This window comes from Arthrobacter agilis, from assembly GCF_002953615.1.
Taxonomy (GTDB): Bacteria; Actinomycetota; Actinomycetes; order Actinomycetales; family Micrococcaceae; genus Arthrobacter_D; species Arthrobacter_D agilis_B.
The window spans coordinates 2,277,795-2,289,288 of the sequence record NZ_CP024915.1 but is presented as its reverse complement, the minus strand read 5'-3'; the positions used below and the strand labels follow the sequence as shown (position 1 = coordinate 2,289,288).

Here is an 11,494-nt window from a genome sequence, read left to right as displayed (position 1 = left end):
CGGTTGCGGGGGGACAGCTTGGGCTGCAGCGGGTGCAGGACGTCGTAGATCTCCACGAAGTTCTGCTGGGACGTCTCGCTGACGTACTCGGGGGTCAGCTGGACCTCTTCGAAACGGTGGATGTCGCATTCACCGAGGTCGATCTGGGACGTGCCGGTGGTCAGGAGTTCAGCGACGGCCCGGGCGATACCGGCCGAGTGGGTCACCCAGACGGCTTCGGCCACGAAGAAGTTGTCGAGCTCCTTGGACTCACCCACCAGGGCCCCGCCATCGGGCGTGAAGGAGAAGATGCCGTTGAAGCCGTCCTCGATCTCGCATTCCCGCAGTGCCGGAAGCAGTTGCTTGGTGTCCTCCCAGGCCGGGAGGAAGTCCTCCAGGGTGAAATCGAGACGGGAGGGCATGTTGTGGTCGCTGATGCCGGCCGGGTCGTAGGAGCCCAGGTCATCGAGGTCCACGGGCATGGGACGGTGCGCGTAGGAACCGATGCCGTAGCGGTCGCCGTGTTCGCGGTAGTAGAGGTCCCGGTCCTGGTGACGCAGGATCGGCAGCGACGCTCCATCGGGAAGTTCGTTGTGGCCCGTGCGGGCCGGCACCGGAGTGGTTTTCACGTACTGGTGGGCCAGGGGGAGGAGGGGGACGACCATGCCGATCATCTCGCCGATCTTGGCGCCCCAGAAGCCTGCGCAGGAGACCACGATGTCGGCGGGGATGACACCGTCCGGAGTCACGACCCCGGTCACACGACGGTCGGACTGCTCGATGCCCGTGACCGTGGTGTTGCCCAGGTACTGGACGCCTGCGGCTTCCGTGCGCTTGATCAGCAGCTGGACGGCACGGGCGGCACGCGCCAGACCGTCGGTCGGGACGTGGAGCCCGCCCAGGATGTCCTCCTCGTTCAGGAGCGGGTAGAGCTCCTTGCACTCGGCGCTGGAGAGGATCTTCCCACTGATTCCCCAGGAAGCGGCATATCCGAGCTTCCGCTTCAGGTCCGCCAGGCGTGCCTCTGTGGTGGCGACTTCGAGGCCTCCGACCTGGTCGAAGCAACTGACGCCGTCCTCGGTCAGGGACAGGAACTTCTCGACGGTGTATTTGGCGAACGAGGCCATGGTCTTCGAGGGGTTCGTCTGGAAGACGAGACCCGGGGCGTGGGACGTGGAACCCCCGGGCATGTTCAGGGGCCCCTGGTCCAGGACCGTGATGGTGTTCCATCCCCGGGTGACCAGTTCGTCCGCGAGGTTCGTGCCGACGATCCCAGCTCCGATGATGACGATGTTTGGCGTCGATGCCATGTGGCTTCTCCTGCTGATATCCATGGGTTGTCCGTGCTGGTCTGGGGGCTCGTGCTTACCGGAACACGACGGTGCTGGTCCGGTCCAGCAGCACGCGGTGCTCGCAGTGCCACCGCACCGCGCGTGAGAGAGCCAGTGCTTCGGCGTCCTGGCCGACCGTCGAAAGGGCGGTCGGTCCATAGCTGTGGTCCACCCTGATCACTTCCTGTTCGATGATGGGCCCTTCGTCCAGTTCCGCCGTCACGTAGTGGGCCGTTGCGCCGACCAGTTTCACGCCGCGATCGTAGGCCTGGTGGTAGGGGCGTGCACCCTTGAATCCCGGAAGGAACGAATGGTGGATGTTGATCGCACGGCCCTCGAGGGCGCGGCAGAGGTCGTCGGACAGGACCTGCATGTACCGGGCCAGCACGACGAGGTCGATGTCATGCTCGTCCACCAGTTCCAGCAGGCGGCGTTCGGCATCCGACTTCGTCTCGGGAATGACCGGGAGGTAGATGAAGGGGAGGCCGGCGGCCTCGGCCATGGCCCGGTGGGTCTCATGGTTGGAGACCACGAGGGCGATCTCACCCCCCAGGCTGCCGCCGCGCCAGCGGAAGAGCAGGTCGTTCAGGCAGTGGCCGAACTTGGACACCATCACGAGGATGCGTTGCTTCGTCTGGTCATGGAAGCTGAACTTCATGTCGAAGAGGTCGGCGATGGGGCGGAACTCCTCCTGGAGCCGCTCCGGGGTGTAGGCCGAGGAGCCCGAGAAGGCGGAGCGCAGATGCAGTGTCTGGCGGAGGCCGTCATCGAACTGCTGGTGCTCGTCGATGTTGAAGCCACGTTCGAAGAGAAAGGTGGTGAGTGCCTGGACGATGCCCGCACGTTCGACGCATGACAGCGTCAGCACGAACCTCTGCGTCTGGTCTTCCGCACGGGCCTCCGACTGGGGCAGCGTGCTGGTCGATGAATCTGTCGCCACTAGGGTCATGTCTCCTCCTTCTGAATATATTCAAACGTCGTACACTGATATATTACAACTGGACGAGAGCGTATACTGGTGATGCGGTGAGGGTCAAGAGCCCTCCCGGCTCGAAGGGGAAAGGGATTCGCGTCATGGCTTTGGAAGTTCTGGCAGCCGCCGATGAGGCAAAGAGGTCGTTGGCCGATGTGGCCTACGAGCGCATCCGGGACCGGCTGCTGATGCTCGACATCAAGCCTGGCGACCTCATCAACGACGACGCCCTCGCCAAGGACCTCGGCGTCGGCCGGACCCCGGTGCGTGAAGCCCTGAAGCGGCTGGAGCTGGACCGCCTCGTCGTCTCCTATCCACGGAGGGGTACTTTCGCCACCCGGGTGGAGGTCACCGACCTCGCGTTCATCTCCGAGATCCGCACCCAGCTCGAGCCGCTTGCCGCCTCCCGGGCAGCGCGGGTGGCGACGGAGTCGATGAAGGAGCAGTTGCGCGCCGTGATCCGCGCGGTCGAGTCCTTCGACACGAGTGCTGCTTCGGTCGTCGAGACCCTGCGCCTGGATGCCCGCGTGCACCAGGGCATCTACGCGGCGGCCGGCAACCCCCACCTCGAGGACGTCCTGATCCGCTACGACAATCTGGCGACGCGGATCTGGTGCATGGTCCTGGACCGCCTGCCCGACCTCTCCCGTCATGTGCACGAGCATGTGGACCTGCTGCGCGCGGTCATCGACGGAGACGAGGCCCGGGCCGCGGAACTCGCGCGGATCCACGTCAGTGGTTTCGAGCACGCGGTGCGCGAAGCGCTCTTCGCCGCCTGAGGCGTATCGCCCGAACCGCGCCACGCTGTTGACACCCTGGAGGGACAGTAGAATACTTATGGCTAACTACTAATATATCAAACGGATATTAGTTGCAGCCATAGGAGACAACGATGGTCGACGTTCTGACCCGCTCGCTCGCAGAGACCGATCCCCAGGTCCATGCCGCCATGCAGCAGGAACTGGCACGCCAGCAGGGCACTCTCGAGATGATCGCCTCCGAGAACTTCGCCCCGACCGCGGTCATGGAGGCGCAGGGATCCGTCCTGACCAACAAGTACGCCGAGGGTTACCCGGGCAAGCGGTACTACGGCGGCTGCGAGCACGTCGACGTCATCGAGCAGCTGGCCATCGACCGCCTCACGTCGTTGTTCGGTGCCGAATTCGCGAATGTGCAGCCCCACTCAGGTGCCCAGGCCAACGCAGCGGCGATGTTCGCCCTCATCCAGCCCGGCGACACCATCCTGGGGCTGAACCTCGCGCACGGTGGCCACCTGACACACGGGATGCGCATCAACTTCTCCGGCAAGCTCTACAAGGTCGTCCCGTACGGGGTGCGTGAGGAAGACCACCTGATCGACATGGCCGAGGTCGAGCGCCTGGCGGTCGAGAACAATCCACAGCTGATCGTCGCCGGCTGGTCCGCCTACTCCCGGCAGCTGGACTTTGCCGAGTTCCGCCGCATCGCGGACCGGGTAGGCGCCTACCTGATGGTGGACATGGCGCATTTCGCAGGCCTGGTGGCTGCAGGGCTCCATCCCAGCCCCGTTCCTCACGCCCACATCGTCACGAGCACGACCCACAAGACCCTCGGTGGCCCGCGCGGTGGTGTGATCCTGACCAACGATGCCGCCATCGCCAAGAAGGTCAACTCCGCGGTGTTCCCCGGACAGCAGGGCGGTCCGCTGGAGCACGTCATCGCCGCGAAGGCTGTCGCGTTCAAGCTCGCTGCCGAGCCGGAATTCCGCGACCGCCAGGAACGCACCCTGGAAGGGGCCCGCATCATCGCGGAACGCATGCTGTCCGCCGACGTCGCGGAGTCAGGGGTGACCGTGGTCAGCGGTGGCACCGATGTGCACCTGGTCCTGGTGGATCTGCGCACGTCGGAACTGGACGGCCAGCAGGGCGAAGACCGCCTGCACCGGATCGGCATCACGGTCAACCGCAACGCAGTGCCTTTCGACCCGCGTCCGCCCATGGTCTCGTCCGGTCTCCGTATCGGCACACCGGCGCTGGCCACGCGTGGCTTCGGCAGGACGGAGTTCACCGAGGTCGCGGACATCATCGCCGCAGCACTCAAGCGCGAGTTCAGCGACGAGACCGTGGCGGAACTCCGGCAGCGGGTCGAGATCCTGGCCCACAAGTTCCCTCTCTACCCCAACCTCTCCTCCGACGCGACCGAGGTGGCATGATGGCCGATCTTCTTCCGGAGCACCCGGACTTCCTCTGGCACAACCCCGACCCCCAGAAGAGCTATGACGCGGTGATCGTCGGCGGTGGCGGGCACGGCCTCGCCACCGCCTACTTCCTGGCCAAGAACCACGGCATGACCAACATCGCGGTCCTGGAGAAGGGGTGGCTGGCCGGCGGCAACATGGCCCGGAACACCACCATCATCCGCTCCAACTACCTCTGGGACGAGAGCGCGGCCATCTACGAGCACGCCCTCAAGCTCTGGGAGATCCTGCCCGAAGAGCTCGAATACGACTTCCTGTTCAGCCAGCGCGGTGTGATGAACCTGGCCCACACCCTGGGGGATGTGCGCGAGAGCATGCGCCGGGTCGGGGCGAACAAGCTCAACGGCGTGGATGCCGAGTGGCTCGACCCCCAGCAGGTCAAGGAACTGTGCCCCATCCTGAACATCAGCGACAACATCCGCTACCCGGTCATGGGCGCCACGTACCAGCCGCGCGCCGGCATCGCGAAGCATGACCACGTGGCCTGGGCCTTTGCGCGCAAATGCGACGAGCTCGGCGTGGACATCATCCAGAACTGCGAGGTCACGGGCTTCCTGAAGGACGGGAACCGCGTCGTGGGCGTCAAGACCAACCGGGGGACCATCTCCACCGAGAAGGTAGGGCTGTGCGCTGCCGGCCACAGCTCGGTCCTGGCGGAGATGGCCGGCTTCCGGCTTCCCATCCAGTCCCACCCCCTGCAGGCACTGGTCTCCGAACTGCACGAACCGGTCCACCCCACCGTGGTCATGTCGAACCACGTGCACGTCTACGTCTCCCAGGCCCACAAGGGCGAACTGGTCATGGGCGCCGGCGTCGACTCCTACAACGGATACGGCCAGCGCGGATCCTTCCACGTGATCGAACACCAGATGGCTGCCGCCGTCGAGCTGTTCCCCATCTTCGCGCGGGCGCATGTGCTGCGGACCTGGGGCGGGATCGTCGACACCACGCTCGACGCCTCACCCATCATCGGCACCACGCCGGTGGACAACATGTTCGTCAACTGCGGCTGGGGTACCGGCGGATTCAAGGGAACCCCCGCGGCCGGGCTCACCTTCGCCCACACCATCGCCACGGGGACGCCGCACGACCTGAACAAGCCGTTCGCGCTGGAGCGGTTCGAGACCGGCGCCCTGATCGACGAACACGGCGCGGCCGCCGTGGCCCACTAGAAGAGAGTTCGGACATGCTCCTCATCTCATGCCCCAACTGCGGCTCCCGCGACGAGACCGAATTCCACTACGGTGGCCAGGCCCACGTGCCCTACCCCGAGGATCCGGCAGCGCTGGATGACCGCCAGTGGGCCGAGTTCCTGTTCTACCGGGACAACACCAAGGGGGCCTTCGCCGAACGCTGGCTCCACAGCACCGGCTGCCGCCAGTGGTTCAACCTGCTCCGCGACACCGTGACCTACGAGATCCAGGCCGTCTACCCGATGGGCGCGGCCCGCCCGGACAGAGCCGCCGCGGCACCTGAGTCCGGCACCGCCAGCACAGCCCCGGACAGCACCACCACCGGGACAGCGGCTCCCGACATCTCCGGCACGAGCACGGCCCCCGCCACCTCAGCCGGCACCACCGCCCCGGAAGGAGCATCCAAGTGACGCCCCAGAACGCCCGCCTCGCCACCGGCGGACGCATCGACCGCACCATCTCCTGGCGTTTCACCGTGGACGGCGAGGAGTTCACCGGCCACCCCGGCGACACGCTCGCCTCCGCCCTGCTCGCCAACGGTCGGATCGCCGTCGGCAACTCGCTGTACGAGGACCGCCCCCGAGGAATCATGTCCGCCGGAGTCGAGGAATCGAACGCCCTGGTGAAGGTGTACCCACGGTTCCCCGGCCACGTGGCCGAGTCCATGCTCCCGGCCACGACCGTCACCCTGGTGGACGGCCTGGCGGCGGAGCTGCTCGACGGGCGGGGCAGGCTGGACCCGGAGGACGACCGTGCCGAGTACGACAAGAAGTACGTCCACACCGACGTCCTGGTCATCGGCGGCGGTCCCGCCGGCCTGGCCGCCGCCCGCGAGGTCGTTCGCACCGGCGCCCGGGTGATGCTGATCGACGACCAGCCCGAGTTGGGCGGATCGCTCCTGTCAGGGTCCACGGCTCCCGGGCCGGCAGAGACCATCGAAGGGAAGCCGGCCCTGGACTGGGTGGCGGACGTCGAAGCGGAACTGGTGTCCGGTGCCGAGTCCACCGTTCTCAACCGGACCACCGCGTTCGGCGCCTACGACGCCAACTACGTGATCGCCGTCCAGAACCGTACCGACCACCTGTCCAGCCCCGCAGCGCCCGGCGTCTCCCGGCAGCGTATCTGGCACGTGCGTGCGGCACAGGTGGTGCTCGCCCCCGGCGCCCACGAACGGCCCCTGGTCTTCGAGAACAACGACCGCCCGGGGATCATGCTGGCCTCCGCCGTCCGCAGCTACCTCAACCGTTACGCCGTCGCCGCCGGACAGCGCGTGGTCATCAGCACCACCAACGACAGCGCCTACGCACTCGCCGCGGACCTGCGCGCCGCCGGCGTGGAGGTGGCGGCCGTCGTCGACGCCCGCCCCAGCCTCACCGGGGTGGCAGCCGCCGCCGTCGACGCCGGCACCCGGGTGCTGACCGGCAGTGCGGTGGCGGACACCGCTGCGGACCGCACGGGCCGACTGAACGCCGTCACCGTCCGCGGCATCAACGACGACGGCGAACTCACCGCGGACGTCGAAGAGATCGCCTGCGACCTGCTGGCGGTCTCCGGCGGCTGGAGCCCGCTGGTGCACCTCCACTCCCAGCGGCAGGGCAAGCTGCGCTGGGACGACGAGCTGGCCGCTTTCGTGCCGAGCACCGTGGTCCCGAACCAGCAGACCATCGGCTCCGGCCGCGGCAGCTTCGACCTCGCGGACGTCCTGGCCGAAGGCATCTCCGCGGGGGTATCCGCCGCCACCGCCGCCGGCTTCGAGTCCGCCACGCAGCCGTCCGCCCTCGGCGAGCCGACCTCCTCCGCCCCGACCCGCCAGCTGTGGCTGGTCCCGGGCCAGGCCGGCACGCCGGACGACTGGCACTCCCACTTCGTGGACTTCCAGCGCGACCAGTCCGTGGCCGATGTCCTGCGCTCCACCGGCGCCGGCATGCGCTCCGTGGAACACATCAAGCGCTACACCTCGATCAGTACCGCCAACGACCAGGGCAAGACCTCCGGCGTCAACGCGATCGGCGTCATCGCCGCCGCACTCCGCACAGCGGGCGAAGCGTCCCGCGGCATCGGCGACATCGGCACGACCACGTACCGCGCACCGTTCACCCCCGTGGCCTTCGCGGCACTCGCCGGGCGCCAGCGCGGCGAACTGTTCGACCCCGCTCGCAGGACGTCGATCCACCCGTGGCACGAGGCCCACGGTGCCCTGTTCGAGGACGTGGGACAGTGGAAGCGCCCCTGGTACTACCCGCGCGCCGGCGAGGACATGGACGCAGCCGTGCTGCGCGAGTGCGCCGCCGTCCGCGACTCCGTCGGCTTTCTGGACGCCACCACCCTCGGGAAGATCGAGATCCGCGGCAAGGACGCCGGTGAATTCCTCAACCGGATCTACACCAACGCCTTCAAGAAGCTCGCCCCGGGTTCCGCCCGCTACGGCGTCATGTGCATGGCGGACGGCATGATCTTCGACGACGGCGTGACCCTCCGCCTCGATGACGACCGCTACTTCCTGACCACCACCACCGGCGGCGCCGCCAAGGTCCTGGACTGGCTGGAGGAATGGCTCCAGACCGAATGGCCCGACCTCGACGTGCACTGCACCTCCGTGACCGAACAGTGGAGCACCATTGCCGTCGTCGGGCCCAGATCCCGGGCCGTCATCGCCAAGCTGGCACCGGACCTGGCAGCGGACGGGGGGCTGGAGGCGGACGTCTTCCCGTTCATGACCTTCCGCGAAACCACCCTCGCCTCCGGCGTGCAGGCCCGGATCTGCCGGATCTCGTTCTCCGGCGAACTGGCCTACGAGATCAACGTGCCGTCCTGGTACGGGTTGAACACCTGGGAAGCAGTGGCAGCCGCAGGCGCCGAATTCGGCATCACCCCCTACGGCACCGAGACCATGCACGTGCTCCGCGCCGAGAAGGGCTACCCGATCGTCGGCCAGGACACCGACGGCACCGTCACCCCGCAGGACGCGGGCATGGAATGGGTGGTGTCCAAGGCCAAGGACTTCATCGGCAAGCGGTCCTACGCCCGGGCCGATGCCGGGCGCGAGGACCGCAAGCACCTGGTCAGCGTGCTGCCCGTGGACCGTTCCTTCCGGCTCCCCGAAGGGACCCAGCTGGTGGAGCAGGGCATCAGCACCGACCCTGCCTCCGGTCCCGTCCCGATGCAGGGTTTCGTCACCTCCAGCTACTCCAGCGCCGCCCTGGAGCGGACCTTCGCCCTGGCGCTGATCAAGAACGGCCGCAACCGCATCGGTGAGACCCTGGTGGCCGCCGCAGGCGACCGGCTGGTCGAGGTCGTCATCGCCGAGACCGTACTTTTCGACCCCGAAGGGACCCGCAAGGATGGCTGACACAGCAGCACTCAACGGCATCAATGGGCTTCGGCACATCCGGCGCAGCCCCGCCTCCCATCTGGCCGCCGCGCTGGAGGCCGGCTCCATCGAGGGGACGGTGGTCCTCCGAGAGGGCCCGTTCCGGACCATGGTGGGCCTCCGCGTGGACCCCCGCTCCGAGGAGGGCGCCCGGGTCGTCGCGGTGGCCGGCGGCCTGCCGCTCCGCTGCGGTGACGTGGGCGGCGCCGACGGCGTCCGGGTCCTCTGGCTGGGACCCTCCGAGTTCCTGGTGGTCGCATCCGAGGACGTCCACGACTCGCTCGGTGGCACCCTCATCGATTCCCTCACCGCCGCCCTGGGCGGGGCTCCGGGCCAGGTGGTGGACCTGTCCGCGAACCGCACCACGTTCGAACTCTCCGGCACCCGGGCCCGTGCCGTCCTGGAGAAGGGCTGCTCCCTGGACCTGCACCCGCGCAGCTTCCCCCCGGGAACAGCCCTGAGCACCGAGGTGGGCAACATCCCGGTGGTCCTCGAGAAGACCGGGAAGGAAAGCTTCCGGATCTTCCCCCGCGCCTCCTTCGCGGACTTCCTGGGCCGGTGGCTCCTCGACGCGATGCGCGAGTACGCCTCGCCCGAGGTCCCCTGACGGTCCCCGGTCCGGACAGGGCTGTCCGGATCGCTCGGTGCCACCGGGAGGGGCGACAGCTCGGACCTGGAATCCGCCTGTCCGGTCCTCGTGCATCCCGGTCGGACGGATCGCCCATGCCCTTTTCCGACAGGATCATCTGCCGGGCCACTCCGGACACGAAGGAACTGCACCATGGCTGTAGGAGTCTTCGATCTCTTTTCCATCGGCATAGGACCTTCGAGCTCGCACACTGTCGGACCGATGCGGGCCGCCGCGGTGTTCAGCGAGGAACTGAAGGCCTCCGGCATCCTTGCCGACGTGGCATCACTGCGGGTCGACCTCTACGGGTCCCTCGCTGCGACCGGGCACGGGCACGGAACGATGACGGCGATCCTCCTCGGCCTCGAGGGGTTCCACCCCGAGCTGATCCAGCCCGAGGAGGTGGAGGAGCGGCTGGCAGCCATCGCCGGCACCGGCATCCTGGAGCTCGGTGGAAGCGTGTCCTTGCCCTACGGGGTCGAGGACATGGTCCTGCGCCCCCTGACGGTCCTGCCGCGGCATACCAACGGCATGACCTTCACCGTCCATGGCCCGGCCGGGCAGGTCCTTCATACGGCCACGTTCTTCTCGGTCGGCGGGGGGTTCATCGTGCGGGACGGGGAGGAGGACGCCGCCCGGCAGGAACTCGAGTCCTCGAAGAAGGAGCTTCCGCTCCCGTTCCGCACCGCCGCAGAGCTGCTCGACCACTGCCGACGGACCTCCCTCGGTATCAGCGACGTGATGCTGACCAATGAGAAGGACAGCCGCACGGAGGAGGAGATCCGGCAGGGCCTGCTCCACATCTACTCGGTCATGGAGAGCTGCGCGCAGGTCAGCCTCACCCGCGAGGGACTGCTGCCCGGCGGGCTCAAGGTCCGCCGGCGCGCCCCCGACTGGCATGACCGCCTGCTGAAGGAGGACAAGGACCACGACCCCGCGTACTGGCAGGAATGGGTGAACCTGATCGCTCTTGCCGTCAATGAGGAGAACGCATCCGGCGGCAGGGTGGTCACGGCACCGACAAATGGAGCGGCGGGCATCATCCCCGCCGTGCTGTACTACGCCCTGCATTTCGCGCCCGGGATGCAGAATGCCAGCCGGCAGGATCGCGACGACGTGGTGGTCACGTTCCTTCTGACCGCCGGTGCTGTCGGAGTCCTCTACAAGGAACAGGCCTCGATCTCGGGCGCGGAGATGGGCTGCCAGGGCGAGGTGGGCTCGGCATCGTCGATGGCTGCCGCCGGCCTGGCCGAAGTGATGGGTGGCAGCCCCTCGCAGGTCGAGAACGCGGCCGAGATCGCGATGGAACACAACCTCGGCCTGACCTGCGATCCCATCGGTGGCCTGGTGCAGGTGCCCTGCATCGAACGGAACGCGATCGCCGCGGCGAAAGCGATCAATGCCGCCAAGATGGCGCTCTGGGGCGACGGCGTCCACCGGGTGTCCCTCGACGAGGTCATCATCACCATGCGGGAAACGGGCAAGGACATGAGCTCCAAGTACAAGGAGACGGCCATGGGCGGGCTGGCCGTCAACGTCGTGGAGTGCTGAGCAGTAGCGACCGTCCAACGGGTGGTGCACGGTCGGCACCTGGGACCTGACGTGTCGGTCCCGTCCTCGGCCGCCCCGGTCATGACCCCTGCGTCATCGGACCGGATCAGCGGTCATCGAACGGGAATCTGCCAGGTCGATCCATCGGCGCCGACCCGTCAGCGGCGGCGGTAGGTGAGGTCGAAGACCATCCGCCCGGCCTTGATCGCCTTGTTCTCGAAACTCGTCAGGGT

At 67.5% G+C, this 11,494-nt stretch carries 9 protein-coding genes; 7 read left to right on the top strand and 2 right to left on the bottom strand.

Annotation, left to right across the window (positions count from 1 at the left end; all coding sequences use genetic code 11):
• Together CVO76_RS11165 and purU are read right to left on the bottom strand one after the other, a co-directional pair.
• Positions 1-1,289 (bottom strand): FAD-dependent oxidoreductase (locus CVO76_RS11165; RefSeq protein WP_208739293.1); only part of this gene is annotated, 1,289 nt, incomplete at its 3' end.
• 55 nt (positions 1,290-1,344) lie between these two features.
• Complete coding sequence (gene purU, locus CVO76_RS11160; protein ID WP_208739292.1) at positions 1,345-2,259, bottom strand: formyltetrahydrofolate deformylase; 915 nt, start codon at positions 2,257-2,259, stop codon at positions 1,345-1,347.
• 125 nt (positions 2,260-2,384) lie between these two features.
• Here purU and CVO76_RS11155 point away from each other — a divergent pair, with 125 nt between their 5' ends.
• The 7 genes from CVO76_RS11155 (at position 2,385) to CVO76_RS11125 (ending at position 11,261) form a co-directional block, all read left to right on the top strand.
• Positions 2,385-3,062: a GntR family transcriptional regulator gene (locus CVO76_RS11155; protein WP_208739291.1), complete on the top strand. Its 678-nt coding sequence runs from the start codon at positions 2,385-2,387 to the stop codon at positions 3,060-3,062.
• 113 nt (positions 3,063-3,175) lie between these two features.
• Complete coding sequence (gene glyA / locus CVO76_RS11150) at positions 3,176-4,474, top strand: serine hydroxymethyltransferase (RefSeq protein WP_208739290.1); 1,299 nt, start codon at positions 3,176-3,178, stop codon at positions 4,472-4,474.
• A complete protein-coding gene (locus tag CVO76_RS11145) occupies positions 4,471-5,691 on the top strand; it encodes a sarcosine oxidase subunit beta family protein (RefSeq protein WP_432206096.1) in 1,221 nt (406 codons plus the stop codon). Before glyA ends, CVO76_RS11145 begins: the two co-directional genes overlap by 4 nt.
• Positions 5,692-5,705: 14 nt before the next feature.
• Positions 5,706-6,122, top strand: a complete 417-nt coding sequence (locus CVO76_RS11140; protein ID WP_208739288.1) for a sarcosine oxidase subunit delta — start codon at positions 5,706-5,708, stop codon at positions 6,120-6,122.
• Positions 6,119-9,061 (top strand): 2Fe-2S iron-sulfur cluster-binding protein, encoded by a 2,943-nt coding sequence (locus tag CVO76_RS11135; RefSeq protein ID WP_208739287.1) that lies wholly within the window; start codon positions 6,119-6,121, stop codon positions 9,059-9,061. The genes CVO76_RS11140 and CVO76_RS11135 overlap by 4 nt, the downstream gene beginning before the upstream one ends.
• Positions 9,054-9,689, top strand: a complete 636-nt coding sequence (locus CVO76_RS11130; protein ID WP_208739286.1) for a sarcosine oxidase subunit gamma — start codon at positions 9,054-9,056, stop codon at positions 9,687-9,689. Before CVO76_RS11135 ends, CVO76_RS11130 begins: the two co-directional genes overlap by 8 nt.
• Positions 9,690-9,863: 174 nt before the next feature.
• On the top strand, positions 9,864-11,261 hold the full coding sequence (locus CVO76_RS11125; RefSeq protein WP_208739285.1) for an L-serine ammonia-lyase: 1,398 nt from the start codon (positions 9,864-9,866) through the stop codon (positions 11,259-11,261).
• The last annotated feature ends 233 nt before the right edge of the window (positions 11,262-11,494 follow it).